This is a genomic window from Parafrankia sp. FMc2, from assembly GCF_041008525.1.
Classification (GTDB): domain Bacteria; phylum Actinomycetota; class Actinomycetes; order Frankiales; family Frankiaceae; genus Parafrankia.
Genome location: NZ_JBFLUG010000123.1, coordinates 1 through 21,869 on the forward strand (window position 1 = coordinate 1; position 21,869 = coordinate 21,869).

17 protein-coding genes, 1 tRNA gene and 1 pseudogene are annotated in these 21,869 nt (G+C 72.8%); 11 read left to right on the forward strand and 8 right to left on the reverse strand.

Features of this window, described 5'->3' with window-relative positions; all coding sequences use genetic code 11:
* Window positions 1–727 precede the first annotated feature (727 nt).
* Entirely contained in the window at window positions 728–1,249 is a 522-nt protein-coding gene (locus AB1460_RS28345) for an HNH endonuclease (RefSeq protein WP_026310564.1), read from the forward strand.
* 103 nt (window positions 1,250–1,352) lie between these two features.
* Window positions 1,353–3,080 carry an SDR family oxidoreductase gene (locus AB1460_RS28350; RefSeq protein WP_368965156.1) on the forward strand — a complete coding sequence of 576 codons (1,728 nt, stop codon included), beginning with the start codon at window positions 1,353–1,355 and terminating at the stop codon, window positions 3,078–3,080.
* Here the strand turns inward: AB1460_RS28350 and AB1460_RS28355 are convergent.
* Window positions 3,071–5,296 (reverse strand): ATP-binding SpoIIE family protein phosphatase, encoded by a 2,226-nt coding sequence (locus AB1460_RS28355; RefSeq protein WP_368965157.1) that lies wholly within the window; start codon window positions 5,294–5,296, stop codon window positions 3,071–3,073. The two genes, AB1460_RS28350 and AB1460_RS28355, sit on opposite strands and share 10 nt — an antisense overlap.
* Before the next feature lie 213 nt (window positions 5,297–5,509).
* Here AB1460_RS28355 and AB1460_RS28360 point away from each other — a divergent pair, with 213 nt between their 5' ends.
* On the forward strand, window positions 5,510–7,297 hold the full coding sequence (locus tag AB1460_RS28360; protein WP_420497397.1) for a glycoside hydrolase family 13 protein: 1,788 nt from the start codon (window positions 5,510–5,512) through the stop codon (window positions 7,295–7,297).
* A 135-nt stretch (window positions 7,298–7,432) separates the two neighbouring features.
* The gene (locus AB1460_RS28365) at window positions 7,433–7,852 is read left to right on the forward strand and encodes a globin (RefSeq protein ID WP_368965158.1); all 420 of its coding nucleotides are present in this window, start codon (window positions 7,433–7,435) and stop codon (window positions 7,850–7,852) included.
* 139 nt (window positions 7,853–7,991) lie between these two features.
* On the opposite strand, the gene ettA is transcribed toward AB1460_RS28365, so the two are convergent.
* Window positions 7,992–9,674, reverse strand: a complete 1,683-nt coding sequence (gene ettA / locus AB1460_RS28370; RefSeq protein WP_368965159.1) for an energy-dependent translational throttle protein EttA — start codon at window positions 9,672–9,674, stop codon at window positions 7,992–7,994.
* Between the two features lie 182 nt (window positions 9,675–9,856).
* Between ettA and AB1460_RS28375 the strand changes: the two genes are divergently transcribed.
* Window positions 9,857–11,263, forward strand: a complete 1,407-nt coding sequence (locus AB1460_RS28375) for a DUF1254 domain-containing protein (protein ID WP_368965160.1) — start codon at window positions 9,857–9,859, stop codon at window positions 11,261–11,263.
* Between the two features lie 10 nt (window positions 11,264–11,273).
* On the opposite strand, the gene AB1460_RS28380 is transcribed toward AB1460_RS28375, so the two are convergent.
* Both AB1460_RS28380 and ssb read right to left on the reverse strand, forming a co-directional pair.
* Complete coding sequence (locus tag AB1460_RS28380) at window positions 11,274–13,511, reverse strand: hypothetical protein (protein WP_368965161.1); 2,238 nt, start codon at window positions 13,509–13,511, stop codon at window positions 11,274–11,276.
* Window positions 13,512–13,723: 212 nt separating this feature from the next.
* Window positions 13,724–14,791, reverse strand: a complete 1,068-nt coding sequence (gene ssb / locus AB1460_RS28385; protein ID WP_368965162.1) for a single-stranded DNA-binding protein — start codon at window positions 14,789–14,791, stop codon at window positions 13,724–13,726.
* A 478-nt stretch (window positions 14,792–15,269) separates the two neighbouring features.
* On the opposite strand from ssb, the pseudogene AB1460_RS28390 reads away from it, so the two are divergent.
* The 3 genes and pseudogenes from AB1460_RS28390 (at window position 15,270) to AB1460_RS28400 (ending at window position 17,499) form a co-directional block, all read left to right on the forward strand.
* Window positions 15,270–16,150: pseudogene (locus AB1460_RS28390) on the forward strand (aldo/keto reductase).
* Between the two features lie 256 nt (window positions 16,151–16,406).
* Window positions 16,407–16,479, forward strand: a tRNA-Arg gene (locus AB1460_RS28395).
* Between the two features lie 87 nt (window positions 16,480–16,566).
* Window positions 16,567–17,499, forward strand: coding sequence for a tyrosine-type recombinase/integrase (locus AB1460_RS28400; RefSeq protein ID WP_368965163.1), 933 nt, complete (start codon window positions 16,567–16,569; stop codon window positions 17,497–17,499).
* A 91-nt stretch (window positions 17,500–17,590) separates the two neighbouring features.
* On the opposite strand, the gene AB1460_RS28405 is transcribed toward AB1460_RS28400, so the two are convergent.
* Complete coding sequence (locus AB1460_RS28405; protein ID WP_368965164.1) at window positions 17,591–17,824, reverse strand: hypothetical protein; 234 nt, start codon at window positions 17,822–17,824, stop codon at window positions 17,591–17,593.
* A 250-nt stretch (window positions 17,825–18,074) separates the two neighbouring features.
* On the opposite strand from AB1460_RS28405, the gene AB1460_RS28410 reads away from it, so the two are divergent.
* The 3 genes from AB1460_RS28410 to AB1460_RS28420 all read left to right on the forward strand — a co-directional run bounded on the left by AB1460_RS28410 (window position 18,075) and on the right by AB1460_RS28420 (window position 19,813).
* Window positions 18,075–18,401, forward strand: coding sequence for a hypothetical protein (locus AB1460_RS28410; RefSeq protein WP_368965165.1), 327 nt, complete (start codon window positions 18,075–18,077; stop codon window positions 18,399–18,401).
* Window positions 18,398–18,643, forward strand: a complete 246-nt coding sequence (locus AB1460_RS28415; RefSeq protein WP_368965166.1) for a hypothetical protein — start codon at window positions 18,398–18,400, stop codon at window positions 18,641–18,643. The genes AB1460_RS28410 and AB1460_RS28415 overlap by 4 nt, the downstream gene beginning before the upstream one ends.
* Window positions 18,644–18,841: 198 nt before the next feature.
* The gene (locus AB1460_RS28420; RefSeq protein ID WP_368965167.1) at window positions 18,842–19,813 is read left to right on the forward strand and encodes a hypothetical protein; all 972 of its coding nucleotides are present in this window, start codon (window positions 18,842–18,844) and stop codon (window positions 19,811–19,813) included.
* A gap of 169 nt (window positions 19,814–19,982) precedes the next feature.
* On the opposite strand, the gene AB1460_RS28425 is transcribed toward AB1460_RS28420, so the two are convergent.
* The 3 genes from AB1460_RS28425 to AB1460_RS28435 form a co-directional block, all read right to left on the reverse strand.
* Entirely contained in the window at window positions 19,983–20,270 is a 288-nt protein-coding gene (locus tag AB1460_RS28425; RefSeq protein WP_368965168.1) for a hypothetical protein, read from the reverse strand.
* Between the two features lie 58 nt (window positions 20,271–20,328).
* A complete protein-coding gene (locus tag AB1460_RS28430; protein WP_368965169.1) occupies window positions 20,329–21,174 on the reverse strand; it encodes a DUF2637 domain-containing protein in 846 nt (281 codons plus the stop codon).
* 22 nt (window positions 21,175–21,196) lie between these two features.
* Window positions 21,197–21,869 (reverse strand): DNA cytosine methyltransferase (locus tag AB1460_RS28435; RefSeq protein WP_368965170.1); only part of this gene is annotated, 673 nt, incomplete at its 5' end.

Sequence of the window (21,869 nt, forward strand, 5' to 3'; positions counted from 1 at the left end):
GGTGGGGGCCGGGCTCGGGGTCAGGATGGCACCGAGCATCGGGATCACCGGTTGGGCTACCACGGGCAGCCCCACCTCCGTGACGGTACGTGACACTCCCACCGGGAACAGCCCGACGGGGCACACGTCGGGCCGGAAACACTAGATGGACACAACGTCGGCCATCCTCCGTAACAGGTCTCTTCGTCAGATCGACGCCGGATCGGCGCCGCGGACCCCGCGATGTCGCCGCCGCCGCGGGCACCAGGGGCACCGCGGACGCCGTGGGCGCCCCCGCGCCGGCGGCACCTGCCGAGCCGGCGCCCCACCCCCCGGCGGACGGCACCCCGGCCGGCCCGAACCGCCACGGGGCGCTCCCCGCCGCGAGACAGCCGCCGGACAGGCGCCGCCACGGAACAAGCTCGGCCGCCGGCACGCACCCGCCGAGTCGACCTTGACAGTGTCACCCATCGCCCACGCGGACGACCGAGGACCCCGGCGCCGACCACGCACGGACACAGCCCGACTTCTCGCCACTCGGCGTACCCAAGTGGTCACGACACATCACCTGATGGGCTTGTTGTTGGTCACAAACCCACCCGGATATGCACATCGGCGCTTTGCTCGGGCGGATGACCATGCAAACAGGCTCGCGTTCCGCCGCAGAAGAAGGTTGACTGTCCATTGTCACCGGAGACGCTGGGTAGGACGGTCCGCAAGGGCCCTCGGGTGGGCAGGAGGTCGGCGCGTGGCAGAGGCGCTGGTTCTCAATGCCACGTACGAGCCTCTGTGCGTGGTGTCACAAAGAAGAGCACTGGTGCTGGTTCTGACCGACAAGGCCGTGATGGTCGAGGCCGCCGGTCAGGTACTGCGTTCGACGACGAGCTCGGTCGAGGTTCCGATCGTCGTCCGGTTAGCACGGTTCGTGCGCGTGCCCTACCGTTCACAGGTTCCACTCACCCGCAAGGGTGTGCTGGCACGCGACCATCACCGGTGTGTCTACTGCAACGCCCCAGCAACGTCGCTGGACCATGTCATCCCTCGCTCACGGGGCGGACCGCACGTATGGGAGAACGTCGTGGCGGCCTGTGGCCGCTGCAACCATGTCAAAGCCGACCGAGCGGTTGCCGATCTCGGTTGGCGGCTTCGCACGGCACCCCGAGCGCCGAGCGGAGCCGCCTGGCGCATTCTGGGGTCCCGCAGGATGGACCCGCGGTGGTCCCGCTACCTGAGCACCGTGCCGGACATCTCGGAGGCCGCCAGCGCCTGAGCTGCGTCCGACCAGGGCCTTGAGCAGTCCTGACCAGGCCTGAGCCCGCCGTGTGGCCGCCTCCCGGGCGGTAGCCGGCCACGCGGCGGGGCAGGAACCGCGGATGCGCATACTCGTCACCGGCGCCACGGGCTACATCGGCGGCCGGCTGGCCCCCCGTCTGCTGGGCACCAGCCACCAGGTCCGGTGCATGACCCGCGACCCGGCCCGGCTCGCCCAGGTCAGCTGGGCGCACCATCCCGACGTCGAGGTGGTCCGCGCCGACGCCCTCGACCCGGCCGCGCTGCGTCGTGCGCTGGACGGCGTCGACACCGCCTACTACCTGATCCACTCGATCGACAGCGGCGGCGACTTCTCCTCCGTCGACCGCACCGCCGCCCGCGCCTTCGCCGACGCCGCCCGGGATGCCGGAGTCGGCCGGCTGGTGTACCTGGGCGGTCTGAGCCCGGCGTCCGGCGCGGGGGTGTCGGAGCACCTGGCGTCCCGCCAGGAGGTGGCGCGGGTCCTGCTCGACTCCGGCGTGCCGACGGTCGTCCTGCGCGCGGCGGTCATCATCGGCAGCGGCAGCGCGTCGTTCGAGATGCTGCGTCACCTCACCGAGCGGCTGCCGGTCATGGTCACCCCGCGGTGGGTGCGCACCCGCATCCAGCCGATCGCCGTCCGGGACGTCCTGTACTACCTGGTCGGCTGCCTGGACCTGCCTGCCGGGACGCACCGCTCGTTCGACATCGGCGGGCCGGACATCCTCACCTACGCCGAGATGATGCAGCGCTTCGCCGCCGTCGAGGGCCTGCGCCGGCGGGTCATCATCCCCGTTCCCGTGCTCTCCCCCAACCTGTCGTCGCACTGGGTCGGGCTGGTCACGCCGGTTCCGCGGGCCATCGCGCGCCCGCTCGTCCGTTCGCTGCGCACGGAGGTCGTCGCCGCCGAGCACGACATCGCCGCCTGGGTGCCCGACCCGCCCGACGGGCTCGTCCCGTTCGACACCTCGGTGGCCTACGCGCTCGCCCGGGTGCGCGACCGGGCGGTGGAGACCCGCTGGTCGACGGCGGTCTGGCCAGGCAGCCCGATCACCACGCCGTTCCCGGAGGTCCTCGCCCGCCTCTGCGGCGACCCGGGCACGTCGCGCCCGGCACCACCCGGCGAACCGGCCGTGACCGACCCGGCCTGGGCCGGCTCGTCGCTGTACACCGATGAACGGTCGCGGGCGGTGGACGCCCCGGCCGGCCGCCTGTGGGCCGTCATCGAGGGCATCGGCGGCGAGAACGGCTGGTACAGCTGGCCGCTGGCCTGGTCCGCACGCGGCTGGCTCGACATCCTCGCCGGCGGGGTCGGGCACCACCGCGGCCGTCGGGACCCGCACCGGCTGCGCACCGGCGAGGCGATTGATCTGTGGCGGGTCGAGGAGCTGGTGCCCGGCCGGCTGCTGCGCCTGCGGGCCGAGATGAAACTGCCCGGCCAGGCCTGGCTGGAGCTGCGCGTCGACCCGGAAGACAGCGCCCCGGACCGCACGGGCACCGGACGCGGGGGCACCGAACCGGGGGGCGGCGGCCCCGAGAGCGGCAGCCCCGACAGCGGTGCCGGTGGCCGGCAACGGGTGGTCTACCGGCAGCGGGCGCTGTTCCTGCCCCACGGGCTGCCCGGGCACCTCTACTGGAAGGCCGTCAGCCCGTTCCACTCGGTGGTCTTCGGCGGCATGCTCCGCACGATCGTCCGTCATGCCGAGACCGGGGCGTCACCCACCGAGCCCCCGGAACGGCCGCACGAGACGCCGCACCCTCACGGGACGTCGCACCCCCACCAGACGTCCCGTGCCCTGCCTCAGGGGTGATCGCCGCCCGGCAGCTCCATCTCGAACCAGACCCGCTTGCCGTCCGGGGTCGTCTCCACGCCCCAGGCCTGCGCGAGTGCCTCCACGAGCAGCAGGCCCCAGCCGTGCTCGGCGTCCATCTGGTCGATGGACTCGTCACCGGGCCGGGGCAGCACCGAGCCCTCCCTGTCCTCGACGCTGATCCGCACCCGCCCGGGCTCGAGGGTCGCCCGCAGCACCAGATCGCTGCGCGCGTGCAGGACAGCGTTGGTGACCACCTCGCTGACCAGCAGGATGGCGTCGTCGAGGGAACCGATCCCGGCGTCGTGCAGCGCGCCCCGCACCGCCACGCGGGCGTGGCTGGCGGACGACCCCACCGCCGGCAGTGCGAGCTCCAGCAGCGGCGGCCGGACCGGCCGGGTCACCAGGACCAGCAGCGCGATGTCGTCGTCCGTGCGGGGCGGGAGGTCGGCCGCGAGCAGGCAGCGCTCGAGCAGCGTGCGCGCGGTCTCCTGGATGGGGCCGGGGCCGTCGCAGGTCACCGCGTCCGGGCCGGACCAGCTGCGGGCGGCGAAACTGCCGGTCCGGCGGCGGTCGCCGCTCGTTCGTGGCCTGCGGTAGCCACCGCGACGGTCCCGGCCGGACCGGCGCTCCCGGATCCGCCGCTCCGGCGTTGCCACCGGCGGCCCGGTCGGCGGCTGCGCCGGGGAGGGGCCGGCTGACGGCGCGGCAGCCGACGGGGCGGTGGGAGCGGCGACCGTTGCGGGCACGTCGGGCGCTGCGGGCGCGTCACACGCCGCGTCGAGGTCGCGCGCGGCCCGCGGACGGGTGATCTGTTCGGCCAGGCCCGACCGGAGGTGCTCCAGCCCGTCGGCCACCGGGCGGCGGCGCGACTCGACCAGCCCGTCGGTGAACATCACCAGTGCCGAGCCGGGTGGCAGCGCGACCGTCGTCTCCGAGAACTGGTCCTTCTCCCCCGTGCCGAGCGGGAGGCCAGGTTCGAGAACCAGATAGTCCGGCTGCTCGTCCGGCAGCACCAGCAGCGGCGGCGGGTGGCCGGCACTGGCGATCGTCGCGCGGCCCGAGTACGGGTCGTACACCGCGTACATCGAGGTGGCCATCTGCAGCCCCGGCAGCGAGTCGACGACCCGGTCCAGCCGGGCGAGCAGCTCCGCGGGTCCCCAGTCCTCCAGCGCGTAGGCCCGCAGGGCGGCCCGGAGCTGGCCCATCACCGCGGCGGCGTGCAGGCCCCGGCCCATCACGTCGCCGATGGCGACGCCGACCCGACCGCCGGGCAGCCCGATGACGTCGTAGAAGTCCCCACCGACCTCGGTGCCGGCCGTGCCCGGCCGGTACTCCATCGCGATCTCCATGCCGTCCAGGGCCGGCGGGTGCGCGGGCAGCATCGACCGCTGCAGCGTCAGCGCGGACTCCTCGACCTCCTGGAACAGCTGCGCGTTGTCGAGGGCGGCCCCGCCGCGCCGGGCCAGCTCCTCGACCAGGTGGACGTCCAGCGCCGTGAACTCGTGCGGGCCGTTGCGGCCGACGGAGAGGGCTCCCAGCACATGCCCGCGGGCGCACATCGGCACGGTGATCGTCGGGCCGGAGGGCAGCTCCCAGAACGTCTCGTAGGCCGAGCCGGCGAACAGTTCCCGGGCGACACGCTCCGTGTAACACGGGATGTAGTGCGACTGGCCGGTGCGCACGACGATGCCCGGCGGCGTGTTCTGGTCGAGTGTCGGCGGCCGGAGCTGGACAGCGGCCCGGAGGAAGTCCGCGGACTTCGCGTCGAGGAAGGACGAGCCGGCCATCCGGATCGCGTCGCCGTCGCCGCGCAGCCAGACGACGGCTCCCGTGCCCAGCCGGGGCACCGCCAGCGCCGCGATCATCTCCATGATCCGCTGCGGGTCGAGCGAGCTGCTCAGGACGAGGCTGGCATCCGCGAGGAAGGAGAACTGGTCGAGTGTCGTCCCCGCGGAGACGTGTGAGCGGCGCCGCCGAGCGGCGGTCAGCTCCCGGACGATGGCCCGCCCGACCGAGGCCGTCGTCGCGGCCCAGCCCTCGCGTCCGTAGGCGGCGCCCGTCGCGGGGGCGGCGCCGGCCCGCGGCTCGCTGCCAGCCCGCGGCTCGGTGCGAGTACCAGCCCACGGCTCGCTACCGGGAGGCGGCTCGTTGCCGGGAGGCGGACGAAGGCCCGCTGCCGAAGGGGCGCCGGCCGCCGGGCTGAGGCCGGTCACTGCTGCCCACCGCCTGCCGTGAGGACCGTGGGGACGTTTGGCCACCGGGTCACATCCACCCCCAGGAAGCATTCCATAACGGACAGTGACGTCATCCACCAGCGGAGTGTAGTTCGCTAGTCGGATATCGCGCCCGTCGAGCCGCACGGCGGACACCGTCAGTAACGGTGTCATCCGTTTACTTCGCGCAGGTGGAACGGGTTTGATACCGCCATGGATCCCGTTGCCACCGACCCCGTGGACCCGCCTGCCCCGGCCGGCATCCCCACGGGCGCAGCCCACCGCCAGCCCGGCGGCGGTGCCGCGCCCTGGTGGCGCGACGCCGTGATGTACGAGGTCTACATCCGCAGCTTCGCCGACACCGATGGTGACGGCGTCGGCGATCTCGAAGGCATCCGCCGCCGACTGCCCGACCTCGCCGACCTCGGCGTCGACGGCGTCTGGATCAGCCCGTTCTACCGCTCCCCCATGGCCGACCATGGCTACGACGTCGCCGACCACACCGACGTCGACCCGATGTTCGGCACCCTCGCCGACCTCGACGCGCTGCTGGCGGACGCCCACACCGCCGGGCTGAAGGTCGTGGTCGACCTTGTCCCGAACCACTCCAGCAGCGAGCATCCGGCCTTCCAGGCGGCGCTGGCCGCCGGGCCCGGCTCCCCCGAACGCGAGCTCTACCTGTTCCGGGACGGGCGCGGGCCCGGCGGTGCCCGGCCGCCGAACAACTGGGTGTCGGTGTTCGGCGGACCGGCCTGGACCCGCGTCCCGGACGGCCAGTGGTACCTGCACCTGTTCGCCCGGGAGCAGCCCGACTGGAACTGGCGGCACCCGCGGGTCCGTGCGGAGCACCGGGAGATCCTGCGGTTCTGGCTCGACCGCGGCGTCGACGGCTTCCGCATCGACGTCTCGCACGGCCTGATCAAGGACGAGGCGCTGCGGGACCACCCCGACCCGGACACCGCGGGCGCGGACCACCCCGCGCCCGACCAGGTCGACGCCGGGTTCCGGGAGGTGCTCGAGCCGTACTCGTGGGACCAGGACGGCGTGCACGAGATCTACCGCGAGTGGCGGGCGCTCCTGGACGAGTACGACAGCCGGGACGGGCGGGCGCGGGTGCTCGTCGGCGAGACCTGGGTCGCCGACCCGGAGCGCCTCGCCCGCTACGTCCGCCCGGACGAGCTGCATCTGACGTTCACGTTCTCGCTGCTGTTCGCGCCGTTCTCGGCACCGGCGTGGCGCAGCGCGATCGACGCCGCCCGGGCCGCGACCGCCGCCGTCGGCGCCCTGCCGACCTGGGTGCTCGCCAACCACGACGTCGTCCGGCCGACCGGCCGTTACGGCGGCGGCGACGTCGGCCTGCGCCGCGCCCGGGCGGCCCTGCTCGCGCTGCTGGCACTACCCGGGACGGCCTATCTCTACCAGGGCGACGAGCTGGGCCTGCCGCAGGTCGACGTCCCGCCGGAGCACCGCCGCGACCCGATCTGGGAACGCTCCGGCCACACCGCGGCCGGCCGGGACGGCACCCGCGTGCCCATGCCGTGGTCCGGGCAGAAGCCGCCGTACGGCTTCACCGACGACGGGACGGAGCCCTGGCTCCCCCAGCCGGCGGACTGGGGTGACCTGACCGCCGCCGCCCAGTCCGTCGACCCGATGTCGACGCGGGTGCTCGTCCGCGGCGCGCTGGCGCTGCGCCGGGCACTGCCGTTCCTCGGCGACCCGGGTGACCCGGACGCCCCCCGGCCCGGCTTCCGCTGGCGCGACGGCCTGCCCACCAGCTGCCTCGCCTTCGACCGCACCACCGAACCGGACCCCCCGGGCGGCTCCGCTGGTGCGGGGGCGCCGGGCGGGCCGGCGCTGACCTGTGTGATGTCCACCGAGGAGGAGGTCCACCTGGCGCTCGCCGGGCGCCTCGTCCTGGCCAGCAGCCCGGTCGGCTACGACGGTGCGACCCTCGTCCTGCCGCCGGACACCACCGTGTGGGTCATCCCCCGTTCGGGTTGACCAGGCCCGGTGGGGTGTCCGCCGCGGGACGTCCACCGCCGGCCACCCGCTCACCTGGACGGCCCGGGAACGTCCCGCCCTGGCCGGGCGGGGCGGGAAAAGAGGTCCGGCCTCGGGTCGGGAGAGCGCCGTCCGGTGGCGCAGAATGGAGGTGTGAACCAACCGTCTCCCGCGCGCCCACGCGCGGACTTCTACGAGGCCGTCGGCGGCGAGGCGACGTTCCGGACGCTGGTGGCGCGGTTCTACGAGGGTGTGGCCAACGACCCCGTGCTGCGCCCGCTGTACCCGGAGGACGAGCTCGCCGCCGCCGAGGAACGCCTACGGATGTTCCTCATCCAGTACTGGGGCGGGCCCACCACCTACAGCGAGCAGCGGGGCCACCCCCGCCTGCGGATGCGGCACATGCCGTTCGCGATCGGCCCGGCCGAGCGGGACGCCTGGGTCCGGATCATGAAGTCCGCGGTCGACAGCCTGGACCTCCCCCCCGAACTGCACTCCCAGCTCTGGGACTACCTGCTGGGCGCCGCCAACTCCCTGCAGAACCGCCCCGGCTGACCCGGCCGACCTCTGGCCACCTGGCCGACGAAAGAGATCCACCACCAGCGGAGCCGCCCCGGCCGATCGGCCGGGGCGGCTCCGCTGGTGGTGTGATGCCGGCGGAGCCCGCGCGGGTCGCGCGGGCGCCGGCGGCAGATCAGTCGCGGGTGAGCTTGCGGTAGGTCACCCGGTGCGGCCGGGCGGCGTCCGGGCCGAGCCGCTCGATCTTGTTGGCCTCGTAGTCGGCGAAGTTGCCCTCGTACCAGAACCACTGCGCCGGGTCGGCCTCGGTGCCCTCCCAGGCGAGGATGTGCGTCGACACCCGGTCGAGGAACCACCGGTCGTGGGAGATGACCACCGCGCAGCCGGGGAACTCCAGCAGCGCGTCCTCCAGCGACCGCAGCGTCTCGACGTCCAGGTCGTTCGTCGGCTCGTCGAGCAGCAGGACGTTGCCGCCACGCTTGAGGGTCAGCGCCAGGTTGAGCCGGTTGCGCTCTCCACCGGAGAGGACACCGACGGGCTTCTGCTGGTCCGGCCCCTTGAACCCGAACGACGACACGTACGCCCGGCTCGGGATGTCCGTCCGGCCGACCACGATGTGGTCCAGCCCGTCCGAGACGACCTCCCAGACGTTCTTCTTCGCGTCGAGCCCGGAGCGGCTCTGGTCGACGTAGGCCATGTCGACGGTCTCACCGATCTGCAGCTCGCCGCCGTCCGGCGTCGCCTCCCCGACGAGCATCGTGAACAGCGTGGTCTTGCCGACACCGTTCGGGCCGATCACGCCGACGATGCCACCGCGGGGCAGGGTGAACGACAGATCGTCGATGAGGACCCGCTCGCCGTAGCCCTTGGTCAGCTTCTTCGCCTCGATGACCAGGCTGCCCAGGCGCGGGCCCGGCGGGATCTGGATCTCCTCGAAGTCCCGCGGCCTGGCCTTGTCCGCCTCCGCCGCCATCTCCTCGTACCGGGACAGCCGCGACTTGCTCTTGGCCTGCCGCGCCTTCGGGTTCGAGCGGACCCACTCGAGCTCCTGGGCGAGCATCCGGCGCCGCTTGTCGTCCTTGCGCCCCTCGACCTTCAGCCGGGCCGCCTTGTTCTCCAGGTAGGTGGAGTAGTTCCCCTCGTAGGGGTGCGCACGGCCGCGGTCGAGCTCGAGGATCCAGCCGGCCACGTTGTCCAGGAAGTACCGGTCGTGCGTGACGGCGAGCACCGCCCCGGTGTACCGGGCCAGGTGCTGCTCCAGCCACGCGACGCTCTCCGCGTCCAGGTGGTTCGTCGGCTCGTCGAGCAGCAGCAGGTCGGGCGCCTCCAGCAGCAGCTTGCACAGCGCCACCCGGCGCCGCTCACCACCGGACAGTGCCACGACGTCCGCGTCGCCGGGCGGCAGCCGCAGCGCGTCCATCGCCTGGTCGATCTGGCTGTCGAGCTCCCAGGCGTTCGCCGCCTCGATCTTGTCGATCAGGGTGGCCTGGTCAGCGAGCAGCGTGTCGAAGTCCGCGTCCGGCGCGGACATCTTCTCGTTGATCGCCTCGTACCGGGCGAGGATCTCGCGGATCTCGCGGACACCGTCCTCGACGTTGCCGCGGACGTCCTTCGTCTCGTCGAGCCGGGGTTCCTGCGCCAGCATCCCGACGGTGTAGCCGGGGCTCAGGATCGCGTCACCGTTGCTCGGATGGTCGAGCCCGGCCATGATCTTGAGCAGCGACGACTTCCCGGCGCCGTTCGGACCGACGACGCCGATTTTCGCGCCGGGCAGGAACGACAGGGTGACGTCGTCGAGGATCACCTTGTCGCCGTGGGCCTTGCGGGCCTTGCGCATCTGGAAGACGTACTGCGCCATGTGTCAACCCTAGGGCATGCTGCCCAGGTACCGGACGGCGGTGATCCCGCACCCGCCGTGGGCCGATCCAGCCGATCCCGCCGGGCCGCGTTCGGACGAATCCCGAGCGGGTACGACCCGAAGTCGGGTGAACACCGTCAGCACACACACCAGTGTCAGGCCACCCGCACCCGGGAGGCGACATGCGCGCGGATGACCAGCGGGTCGGGCTCGCCGCCGAGGCGTTCAGCTTCGGTTACCCCCTTGTCTGTGCGATCCGGCAGATGATCCGGACCGCCCGCGAGGGCAACGGCCCGATCCGGCCAGCCGGCTTCAACGCCTTCGCGCACCAGACCGACCCACCCGGACCGGACTCGTCGTTCCTGAACGTCAACCCCGACATCCTGTTCTCGTCCGCCCAGGTCGATCTCAGCGCGGGCCCGGTGCTGCTGCACGTCCCGCCCACCGGCGGGCGCTACCACCGCCTCGCGTTCTTCGACCCGTGGCTGAACACGTTCGCCTACCTGGGCAGCCGCGCCACCGGCGACGAGGGCGGCGAGGTCCTGCTCGTCCCGCCCGGCGGCGTGGGCGACAGCGACGCCGCCCCCGCCGAGGCCGGGTCTGGGTCTGGGTCTGGGTCTGGGTCTGGAGTGAGTGTGGTGATCGAGGCGCCGGCGCGGGTCCTCAGCATCGTCGCCCATTTCGCCTACCGGGGGCCCGACGATCTGCTCGCCGTCCGCGCCCTGCAGGACCAGCTGACCCTGCGGCCGGTCGACCCGAACGCGCGCCAGCCCGAAGGCCCCCCGGACCGTTCCAAGCAGGTCTGCGACGACCTGCGCTTCTGGGAGGAGTTCCGGACCTGGATGCGCGCCTTCCCCCCGTCCCGGCTGGAACAGGACTACGCCCGCCGGTTCGAGGCCCTCGGCCTGCTGTCCGACCCGTCCCCGTACATCGACCCGGACCCGCCGCTCGCCTGGTCGCTGCGCAGCGGCCTGCGGACCGGGCGCGACGAACTGGAACGGCTCGCCGACGCCGGCCGCCGCGCCCACCAGGGCTGGGTCAGCACGCTGCACGAAGCCGACTTCAACCTGGACCGGGCTGGTCCCGGTGTCCTCGACGACCGCGCCTGGGAGATGCCCGACCGGGCTCAGGCCCGCATCGCCCGCGCGATGGCGGCCCGCCGGCCGCTGGGCCTCGTCCACGCCTACGAGGCGACGACCGCCCACTGCGCGGTGGACGTCGACGGCCACCGCCTCACCGGCGCCCACAACTACCGGCTGCGGCTGCTGCCACCGCCGGTGGACGCCTTCTGGACCCTCACCATGTACGACGAGCCGGACGGCTATCTCGTGGACAACCCCCTGCGCCGCTACTCGATCAACAGCCAGGACGACCTCGTCCGGGACCCCGACGGATCGATCCCGGTGCTGATCCAGAGCGACGTCCCGACGTCGTCGCCGCCATCGTCGCCATCGTCGTCGTCAGCCCCGGCGGCGAACTGGCTGCCGGCCGCCCGGGAGGACTTCCGGCTCATCCTGCGGATCTACCGGCCGGGCGACGAGGTGCTCACCGGCGCCTACTCCCCGCCCCCGATCCACCGCGTCGACTAGACCACCCTTCTCAGGAGAGGGTGATCCGGATCGGGAGGCGGCGGCCCGCGCCGACCTCGTCGACGTGGGCACTCGGCGCCAGCACCGCCACGTCACCGCCGCGCTCGACCAGCACCGGAAGCACCTGCCGGTCGACGGTCCGGGCACGGCCCCCGGACGCGGGCGTGACCACCAACGACACCGTGATCGACGTCCCGGCACCCGTCACCCGGGTGACCTTCGGGGCGGCAAGCGGATCACCGGGGTCCTGGCCGGTGGGCGCGCCGCGCGCCTCCCCGCCGCTGAAGGTCACCGCGTCGACGACGTCACCGGCGTCGACGCCGTCCCCGTCGACGATCAGCCGGGCACGGGACGGGCCGTCCACCGAGACCCGGTAGGCCAGCCGGGTGCCGCCCGCCTCGACCAGCAGCTGGGCCGACCGCGCCCCTGCCGGCGGGGCGTCGACCGTGAGCTCGACCTCCGCTGTCCGACCGGTGGCCAGCGTCAGCGCGTCCACCCGTGAGCGGGTCACCGACTCCGGCGAGCGGTTGTACGCGGCCGGCATCCGCAGCAGGTACGGCGTCCGGTCGGGGTGGTCGGCGACAACGGTCAGATCCGCCACCCCGCGGGAGACCGCGAACAGCAGGTCGCTGGTTCCGTCCACCCCGCGCAGATCGGGACCGTTCGCGGTCACCGCGCTCGGATGCCCCAGGTAGGGCGGACTGGCCGCCACCAGCACCAGCGACCGGCCTGGCAGGCCGTGCAGCATCCCGGCAAGATCACGGTCGTGACCGGTCATCGCCGCGTTCGCGTCGACCGCCCCGACCAGGATGAACGTCGTCAGCCCGAGGACCCCCGCGCCACCCGCACCCGTGCACGCCCACGCCGCCCGACGCCGCGACCAGCGCGCCAGGTCGGCCACCCCCCGGGCGCCCAGGTGCACGAGGCCGATCAGCACCGGAATCATGTAGAACGGCCCGACATAGCGGATCCCGCCCCACAGTTCCGCCGCGTTCCACGCCCCCCAGAACCCGAGGTAGCCGACCAGGAACAGCAGCGTCCCCAGCCCCAGGGCGCAGGCCGGCCCGTCGAACCTGCGCCGCGCGGCCGCGACGACCGCGGCGACCGCCAGCAGCACCCCACCGCAGGCCCAGCCCCCGAGCAGCCACAGATGGTCACCGACCGAGGCCAGCCCGTCGCCGAGCCCGAAGTCGTGCCCCCCGTCGGACGGGTAGAGCCGGCGCCGGCCGAAGCCGAGCTTGTCGTCCGGCTCCAGCAGCGCGAACGGCAGCCGGAACGGACTGCCCGTCGCCGCCGCGTTGTACGCCAGCAGGATCCCGGCGGGCAGTACCAGCCCCACCGCCGTCCACCGCACCGCCCACCCGAGGCGCCCGGCGCGGCGCGCCGTCACACCGGCCCAGACCGCCACCGGCGCGAGCAGCAGCACCACGTCGTACGGACGCACCGCCGCCGCCACACCGACCGTGAGCCCCGCCCCGGCCAGCGCGAGCGCACCCTGCCCGTGCCCCGCACGGCGCATTCCCCGGAGCAGGCCGAGGAACGTCAGCTGCAGCAGGACGAGCACCGGCAGGTAACTCAGCACCAGCGCACTCTCGATGATCACCAAAGGCGAGAACGCCATCAGTGTCGCCGCCAGCGCCGCGACCTTGCGATCACCGGCCAGCTCGACGCCGAGCAGATAGGTGACGATCACCACGGCCGCCGCGACAACCGCCAGCACCGGCGAGATGCTGCCGGCCACCACCAGTCCCAACGCGAACAGCGCCGGCACGAACGGCGTGTACTTCAGCACGAAGTGGCCGTCCGACACCGCGGCCAGCCACGGCGCGTAGGACGCGGCCGGGTCCGGCGCCGCGGGGAACAGGTGGCCGCCTGCCATCGCGCGGGCCTGGGTGAGGTAGATGACCTCGTCGTTGTTGACCGACAGGTAGGGAAACAGGTGGTGCCGCAGGACGACGGCCGCCGCGGCGCTGAGCACCGCGAGCACCGCCACGTACCGGCCGGCGGCACTGACCCCCAGAGCCCGTCGCCGCACGCCGCCGAACGCCCGCACGGCCGCGGAGACCTCGGGGCCCGCCCCCGCGTCGGCACTGGGCTCGGCACTGGGCTCGGCACTGGAGCTGCCGGTGCTGGCCTGGGACACCGGCCGGCCGGTTGCCTCCTGCCGCGGGACCTCGCCGCCGGCCTCACCGGACAGGTCGTCCAGTGCCGAACCCGCGCCGCCACCGGCTTCGTTCGCCCTGCTCACCCTCGGCACGGTACCGAGCGGATCCGAGGCCGATGATGCAGGTGGCCCCATCGGTCACGGCATGTCGGTCGGTGTGGCCCCACCATCGACAACCAGCCTGCCCAGGCCAGGCCCGCGATCACCCATGCCGGCCTCTTCGCGGAGTGCCTGGCCACGTGACTGCCGGCACCGGCCGGAAACCTCGGGCAGGCTCGCTCCAACTCGGCCTCCCCTCAGCCGATGGCGCCTCCCAACCCACGCAGGCGACGCTCACCCACAACGTCCGCGAGCCCGATGGGACGCTCCCCCACCGCCCGGTTGGCCCGCGACGCCAGGTGGAACGGGCCCCGCGCCGCCCTGGTCGACAGCCGCTGCGCGGCCACGCCCCCGGACTGGTGCGGCTCGACGGACCGCAGCGCATCGTCGAACAGCGCCCTGAGCCGCGGAACGGCCTCGGCCTCGGCCTCGGCCATCGAGGCACGGCCGGGACCATCCCCGAACACGGCCCCGACATCGGCCCCTGCACCCACCTCGACGCCGGAGTCGGTTCCCAGCTCGACGAGACGGAGACCCTGGTCGGCCAGCTCGCCGGCGCGGGTTCCGCCGACGCCGTCGGTGACGGACATGTCGTCGGTGACGGCGCTCGCCCCGGGGCTGGTCAGGGCCGACCGCAGGCTGCTCTCAGCCGGGGCCGCACCGGGCGCCGGCTCGGCCAGCCCGCGGACCGGCATCGCGTCGAAACCCTCGGGGCCGGCCGGAACGCCGTCTCCGCGGCCGTCGTCGGCGGGGGGAGCATCGCCCGCCACCGCCTGGTCATCGTCTCCCTGCCCGGCTCCGCCGAACCCGACGCCGTCGGCGCTGAACGGGTCGCCCGAGATCGGGCCGGGGTCGGCGAACGGATCCCCCGCTGCCAGCCCGTCGGCCGGGGTGGTCGACGATCGCGCCGTCCTGCGGACCTCCACGGGTCGCCAGGTGAGCTCGGCCGCGACAGCCTCCGCGTCGATCTCGTAGCTGACCCGCCGGTCGCCGTCCTGCGTCTCGTAGTTGTTCTGCCGCAGCCGGCCGACGACCAGTGCGCGGTCGCCTCGGGACAGGCTGGCCGCCACGTTCTCGGCCAGCTGCCGCCAGCAGGAGATCCTCAGATACAGGGTGCTTCCGTCGACCCACCGCTGCTCGGTGCGGTCGAACCGGCGAGGCGTCGACGCGAGGCGGAAACCACAGACGGAGACGCCGCTCGCGGTGATCCGCAGGACCGGGTTCTCGACGAGGTTGCCGATCAGCGTGATCGCGTTGTCGGGCATCTGAGCTCCTTGGAGAACATCTCGGGGGCAGGGAGACGGTCCAGTGGACGCCGGCCGATCACCAGGCGCCGCCGCACGTGGCGCGGAGGGCCGACGGAGTCCGGTCGTGCGTCCACGCCACGACTCTGCGCCACCGCCCCCGCGATGGGAACCGGTTCTTCACCCGCTGTGGATAACTCCGTTCTGTCCACAACACGGCGACGGACTGTGCTCCACCCGCAGTCACCTGCCAGCATCGACACTGTCTCGACCAGTCACCCGGAGTGCACGGAGCCGATGGACGTCCCGACAGCCGGGCTGTGAGGCGGGCGGTCGGCGTCAGCCGGGTAGGTCTCCGGGCGGACGGCCGGGCGCCCCCAGCCCGCGGCCCGCACTCCGCGGGGACGGCCCGGGAACATCCGGACGGCGGATCAGGGTTGCTGCCTGGCGGGCCGACGCTCAGCGGCGGCACCCGCACACAGACGGAGGAAGGCACTGCATGTCGACACAAGCGGCTAGCCCAAGCGTGAACGCGGCTGCGAGCGGGACGTTCCTGCTCGGTGGTGATCTCCAGGTGAACCGGCTCGGCTACGGCGCCATGCAGATCACCGGCCCGGGCATCTGGGGCCCACCCGCCAACCGGGACGAGGCACTCGCCGTACTGCGGCGAGCCGTGGATCTCGGGGTGAACTTCATCGACACCGCGGACTCCTACGGCCGGAGGTCAGCGAAGATCTGATCGCCGAAGCCCTGTACCCCTACCCCGACGGGCTGGTGATCGCGACCAAGGGCGGGCTCACCCGCCAGGGGCCGGGCCAGTGGACCGCCGTCGGCCGCGCCGAGTACCTGCGCCAGCAGGTCGAGATGTCGCTGCGGCGCCTCCGCGTCGAGCGCATCGATCTTTACCAGCTCCACCGCATCGACCCGAAGGTGCCCGTGGAGGAGTCAATCGGTGAGCTCCGGGCGCTGCAGCAGGAAGGGAAGATCCGCCACATCGGCGTCTCCGAGGTCAGCGTGGCCGAGCTCAAGCAGACCCGGTCGCTGGCCGAGATCGTCAGCGTCCAGAACCGGTACAACCTCGCCGACCGCGCCGCCGAGGACGTCCTCGACTACGCGGAGCGTGAGGGCATCGGATTCATCCCCTGGTTCCCGATCGCGACCGGCGAACTCGCCCGGCCCGGCGGCGTCCTCGACGAGGCCTCGAAGCGGCACGGCAGCTCACCGTCGCAGCTCGCGCTCGCCTGGCTGCTGCGCAGGTCACCCGTGATGCTGCCGATCCCGGGCACCTCCTCGGTCGCCCACCTGGAGGAGAACGTCGCCGCCGCAGGCGTCACGCTCACGGACGCCGAGTATGACGACCTGGTCAAGGTTGCCGGCTAGGCACGCCACACCGGCCCCGGAACAGGCCGGGACCAGCGCACCCGGCAACGACCGGCCGTCGGACAACGAGGTTCGACCGACGGCCGGTCAGCCAGCCACCCGCCAGTCGATGCGGCAGCATGTGGGATCGTGAAACCGCACCCCGACGCGGGCCGCTACCTCCGATGACCCGGGGCTGTCTGCGACATCAGGTGACATGAGGTGGACACTGTCCATCCCACCCGGGATCCGTCCGCGGACCCCACAATGGAGCAACGCGCCCGTAGCTCAGCGGATAGAGCGAGTGCCTTCTAAGCACTGGGTCGCAGGTTCGATCCCTGCCGGGCGCACAAACAGCCTCCGACCTGCGATTTTACCGTCTGAGCCGAAAAATCGGCCGTTGCACAGCGCTCGAACAGCTGATAACTTTCGCCGCTATGGCGACCCCTGAAGATCGCGTAGCGGGGCGGGCGGCCGGCCTGCTGGGCCCCCTCCTCGCGTCCTGGCTCCGCTCCATGAGGGCCGGGAACAAGAGCGACCAGACCTGTCGGACCTACATCGAGTCGGCCGCCCAGTTCGACGAGTTCCTCGTCGCCGCAGCCACTGTCCGCCACATCGGGCAGGTGACACGGGCAGACGTCGAGAACTGGTTGGTGAGCCTGCACAACCGCGGGCTGTCCCCCGCGACCGTCAACAATCGCTACCGGTCGCTCCAGCAGTTCTTCACCTGGTGCCTTGAGGAGGAGGAGATCGACCGCTCCCCCATGGAGCGGACCAAGCCGCCGATCGTCCCGGAGAAGCCGGTCCCCGTGCTCGACGAGGAGACGCTCAAGCTCTTCCTCAAGAGCCTGAGCGGGAAGTCGTTCCTCGACCGAAGGGACAACGCCGCGGTGCGGCTGTTCCTCGACACCGGCTTACGCCGATCGGAGCTTGCCTCCATCAAGGTCGCCGACGTCGACCTCGACGACCGGGTCGTCAACGTTCTCGGCAAGGGCCGCCGCCCTCGACGTGTCCGGTTCGGCGCCAAGACGGCCCTGGCTCTGGACCGCTATGGCCGTAGCCGCGCCCGCGAGGCAACGGCCGACCTCCCGGCCTGGTGGCTGGCCACCAGGGGCAGGGGCGCGATGACCGCCGACGGCATCTACCAGATGATCGTCCGGAGAGCTAACGCCGTCGGGGTCGACGTCCACCCCCACCAGTTGCGGCACTCGTGGGCCCACTACTTCCTGGCCGCCGGCGGGAACGAGACCGACCTCATGCACAACGCCGGATGGCGCTCACGCCAGATGCTCAACCGGTACGCCCGGTCCACAGCCGAGGAGCGCGCCCGCGAAGCGGCCGCCCGTCTCTCGCTCGGCGACCGGCTGTAGAGACTCCCCAGGGAACGCGACCTCGACGCACTCCCTGACACACCCCAGACCATCGCTCACGACCAGTCAGCCCAGTAGCTCGACGCATCGATCAAGCGTCGCCCCGCCATCCGGGCCGGTTGAGGTCAAGCCAGCGCTCGACGTCACCGCGGTGCCAGAGCCTCAGCTTCGGGTGATCCAAAATCGGATCCGGGAAGCCCTTCGTGGTCGCGACCCGCACCGCGTAGGCCCGGGAGACTCGCTGCCGCTGGCGGGAGCCGCGCCCGATGAGATCGCGCAGCGCGTCGACGTCGACCGCATCGGCCAGTTCCGTCAGGGAGATCATCTCCCGCTTCGGCCACGACTCCATGAGTGCGCACGCTAGAGACCACGTTAAGTAACCAACGCGCATTGGTTATGCACGGCGGTTACGCACGTCACCTACTCGCGGTACCCTTGTCTCCCGGCCGACCACAACCGGGGTCACAAAGACGAACTCGCCCGAACGTCGCATGTCCGGGCGAGTTCTCGGCGATCGCCTTCACCGAAAGGATCACGCCGTGCCTCACAGTCAACCAGCCAGCGACGACGCCCGGGTGCCGCTCACGACCGAGCCTGATGCCCTCCCTGCCGTGGTGGTTCGCGAGACGGGAACCGGTCCGTTCCGGCATCTCGTTGTCGACGTGCCGGCCGGTGTGCATCCGGCGACCTTGGCGGCGGCGTTGCGCAGTCTGCCGATCGCCTGCGAGTTCGAGACCATGGAAGACTTGGCCGGCACTCGCGGCGGCGGTGAACTCCGCTTCAGGGTCCACGATGAGCACCCGCGCTTGACCAACAGGCCCGGCGGCCGGGTGCTCCGGCTGGCCGATGACAGCCCGTTCGCCGAGTACCTGGGTGCCTGCGGCGAGGGTGAGGAGCGGTGAGCGCGCGCATGGTGCTTCCGGCGACGGGCACCCATCGGGTGCAGGTGGCGCGGCGGCGCGCGGCTGCGGCCGTCGAACGGCGCCCGCTCATCTTCGGTCTGCTGGTGCTCGACGACGCGGGCGCGTCCGTCGAGGTGGTCAGTCCGTTCGGCAGTGAGACGGCGGCTCGCCAGTGGGCCGACCTGTACGGCGTCGAGGCGTACCAGGTTCTGCCGGCCCGGATCGCGGGCGGGCGACGCTGAGTCCGCTGCTGCCCGTGTAGTCGCCTTGCGGCCCTCCACCCTCGCCGGTGGAGGGCCGTTCGCGTGTCCGGGGCCCGGAAGGGGCGGCCGACGGAGCAGCGCAGGACGGTCCCGGCCCACCGGGCGATCCCTGGGACGGACAGGGTTCCGTTCGGTCATCACGTGACGACCGTGCCGGATCGGCCTATCGTGCCTGTCATGGTCGATCGTCACGTGATGAACGGTCCGGTTCCGGCGGACGGGCTGTGCGGGTGTGGCTGCGGCCGGACGTGTCCGGCCGCGCCTGCCGGTGGGGGCCGGGTACCGCGGTACGCCTCTCGCGGCTGTCAGCAGCGCGCCTACCGGGCCCGCCAGGCCGCCCGCGCCACTCCCCCGGCGGACCCGGCGAGCGTCGCCGGGCTGCTCGACGCGATCCGTGATCTGGCCGGGGTGCTGGACGCTGGTGGCCAACCCGACGATGCGTTGCTCGCCGTGGTGCGGGACGGCACGACGGTGCTGCTTGCCCGCGCGATCCCCGCACCGGCGGCGCCTACGCCGGATGCCGACCGTCTCGCAGCCCTGCCACCGGCAGCACCGTCGCCCGGCACGTCACCCAACCCACGACCATCACGTGATGATCGTTCCGAGCGAACCGGTCCCGCTCCCGCGGCTACCGTGCCGGCCCTTCCCGACGATCGTCACGTGGCGACCGCGCCGGCGGTGCCGGTAGCCGGCCCGGAGGAGGTTGCACCACGGCCGGCCGGTTCCCGTCGACGGCGGGAGCGGCCGGTGGTGCTCCGGACGGACCGCGGGGACAGGCCGCTGTCCCCCGAGCTGTCCGCGGCGGTCCGCGCCGTCGTCAACGCCTCGGAAGGGGACACTCCCGTTGTCCGCCGTGTGGACTCCGACGTCAGCGGCACGCAGGACGTCCACGTGGGTGGTGTGCTTCTCGGGACGGTGCGTCCTGCTTACGGTCCTCATGGTGGGAAGGCGTGGCAGGCCCGTGACGTGGCGGGCAGCGTGGCACGGGCCTGGCGGAAGGGTCGGATGTGTGAGACCCACCCCCGCCGTGGGGACGCGGTCGACGCGCTTGTCTACCACCTTGCGTTCCTCGCCGAGCGGGCCCGCCGCGCCTCCCTACGCCCCCGGGCCGTTGCCTCGACCGACACCGCTCCCACGATCGCCACGTGACGATCGACGGCCGCGCGGGTGTGTCCTCTCCCCGCGCTCGGGTGTGGTCACGCCGCCGAGCGGCCCTCCGCCCGCGTGGGTGGAGGGCCGCTGACGTGTCCCGGGCCGCCTGCACCTGATGCGTCCGGTCACGAGACGCAGGCGGCGGTTCCCGGGCTTCCCGGTCGGGTCAGGGCCGGGGTGGGGTGTCCGGCTTCGGCTTGGCGCGGCTCCTGCGTCGTGCCTGCGCCGAGCGCAGGGCCAGCGCGGAGAAGTAGGAGCGTCGGGCGTTCTCGGCGCGGCGGGCGCGTTCGGCGGGTGGGAGCGTGCCGTCCGGGTCGACCTGGCGGTCGAAGCGGTCCAGGAACGTCGCGCGTCCGCGTGCGGTGCGCGCGGCGCGGTCGGGGGTGTTCGCCCATGACGCGTGGGCGGCGATGCGGGCGATGAGAGACCTGTCCTCGGGGCGGGTAGCGGCCATGGCTGACTCCTGAACGATCCTGTGACGGTCCTGGGCGAGATGGGACGGGCGGGACGGGCTAGCGCACGGTGGGCCCGGCTGAGGGGGGTTGGGACGGTCCGCGGACTGCGGCGAGCAGGACCGCGGCCCGGTCGGTGGAGCAGCGGTGCCCGCGCTGGCGGACACCGCGGGCGAGCGCGGTCCGGGTGACCGGTCGGCCCTGGCGGGTCAGGTCGGCGGCGACCGCGCGCCCGGCCGCGAGGAGATCGGCCGGCAGGGATCCCGTTGACGGGCGGGTGTCGTCGCGGGGGGTGGTCCGGTCGGCGGGCGGGCCGTCGCCCGGCGGCCGGTCATCGACCGGTGGGGCCGGGCTGCTGGTGGGGGTCGTGCTCGTCGCGGGTGCCGGGTGCGCGGGCCGGGTGGCTTTGAGCCCGGCGACCAGGCCGAACGCCGCGACGGGCCACAGCGCCATCGTGGGCACCCAGACACCGGGCACGCCGGTGAGCGCGTCGGGTCCGGCGGCGGTGAGGTTCGCCGCACCGGACATCCCGACGCCCGCAACCAGGGTGCTGACGGGCCAGCGGAGTGGGGTGCCTGCGCGGCGGCGGTGGCGGATTTCGATGATGGACGCCAGTGCCATCAGCTCGACGGACACCGCGATGAGCCAGGCGGCCCAGTCGGGTTGCCCGGCCCAGGCTGCGACGTCGTGGACGTGGACGAACGCGACGCAGAACACGCCCACCGCGAGTACCACCGGCAGCGCCGCGCCGAGGAGGCGTTCGGTGCGTCCCTGCCGGGCGGGTGCTGTGTCGGCCGGTGCTGGTCCGGCCCGTGCCTGGCCGTGGTCGCGTCGGGCCGCGGTAGGGGCTGTGAGGACGGCCGTGGCGGGGCCCGGGGTGTCCTGGCTGGTGAGGTCGGGGGTCATGTCGGGTTCTCCGTTTCTGGGGTTAGGCGGCGCGGGTGAGGGATTCGGGGAGGGCGAGGCAGGACAGGACGGCGGTGGCGAGAGCGGGCGGGACGGCGTTCCCGGCCTGCATGAACCGGCTGGCGAGGGTGCCCTGCCACGGATAGTCGGCGGGAAAGGACTGCAGGACGCCGAACTCGGTGGGGGTGAGACGATTCTCGGGGCCGATCCATCGGCCGTTTTCCATGGCGGCTCGGAAGGTGTTCCGGACGCTGGCGCCGCCCCAGGCGTTTCCGCGGGTGGTCACGGTGAACGCCGGCCGGTCGACCAGGCCCCGGCCGAGGGCGTCGGCCATGCTGCGCCACGGCTTGAGCGGCGGGGCGAATCGTGCGGTGTTCGGGCGGTAGCGGGTGTGGGTGGGTTGCGGGGGGCCGACCGTGTCCCGGGTGCGGGAGGCGAGGAGGAAAGCGCGGCGGCGGGTCTGCGGGACGCCGTATTCCTCGGCGGAGAGAAGTCCGGTCCAGGTGGCGTAGCCGCTGCGGCGTAGTTCGTAGGCGAACCGTTCCCAGATCGGGAGCACGGCGGGAACGTAACTGGTCAGGTCTCGTAGATCGTCGGTTTTTGGTTTCGTGGCAGGCTGGGGCTCTTCGATGACCCGGCGACCCGGGGGTGTTGGCGCCGCGTGGTTGACCAGACCGTAGGGTCCGGGTGTGTCC

Bases quoted from the DNA above. Each gene is read 5' to 3' on its own strand.
- ssb (WP_368965162.1), bottom strand. From the start codon at position 14,791: ATGCCCGACAACGCGATCACGCTGATCGGCAACCTCGTCGAGAACCCG.
- AB1460_RS28360 (WP_420497397.1), top strand. From the start codon at position 5,510: ATGGATCCCGTTGCCACCGACCCCGTGGACCCGCCTGCCCCGGCCGGC.
- ettA (WP_368965159.1), bottom strand. From the start codon at position 9,674: ATGGCGCAGTACGTCTTCCAGATGCGCAAGGCCCGCAAGGCCCACGGC.
- AB1460_RS28425 (WP_368965168.1), bottom strand. From the start codon at position 20,270: ATGGCCGCTACCCGCCCCGAGGACAGGTCTCTCATCGCCCGCATCGCC.
- AB1460_RS28400 (WP_368965163.1), top strand. From the start codon at position 16,567: ATGGCGACCCCTGAAGATCGCGTAGCGGGGCGGGCGGCCGGCCTGCTG.
- AB1460_RS28375 (WP_368965160.1), top strand. From the start codon at position 9,857: ATGCGCGCGGATGACCAGCGGGTCGGGCTCGCCGCCGAGGCGTTCAGC.
- AB1460_RS28350 (WP_368965156.1), top strand. From the start codon at position 1,353: ATGCGCATACTCGTCACCGGCGCCACGGGCTACATCGGCGGCCGGCTG.
- AB1460_RS28430 (WP_368965169.1), bottom strand. From the start codon at position 21,174: ATGACCCCCGACCTCACCAGCCAGGACACCCCGGGCCCCGCCACGGCC.
- AB1460_RS28405 (WP_368965164.1), bottom strand. From the start codon at position 17,824: ATGATCTCCCTGACGGAACTGGCCGATGCGGTCGACGTCGACGCGCTG.
- AB1460_RS28420 (WP_368965167.1), top strand. From the start codon at position 18,842: ATGGTCGATCGTCACGTGATGAACGGTCCGGTTCCGGCGGACGGGCTG.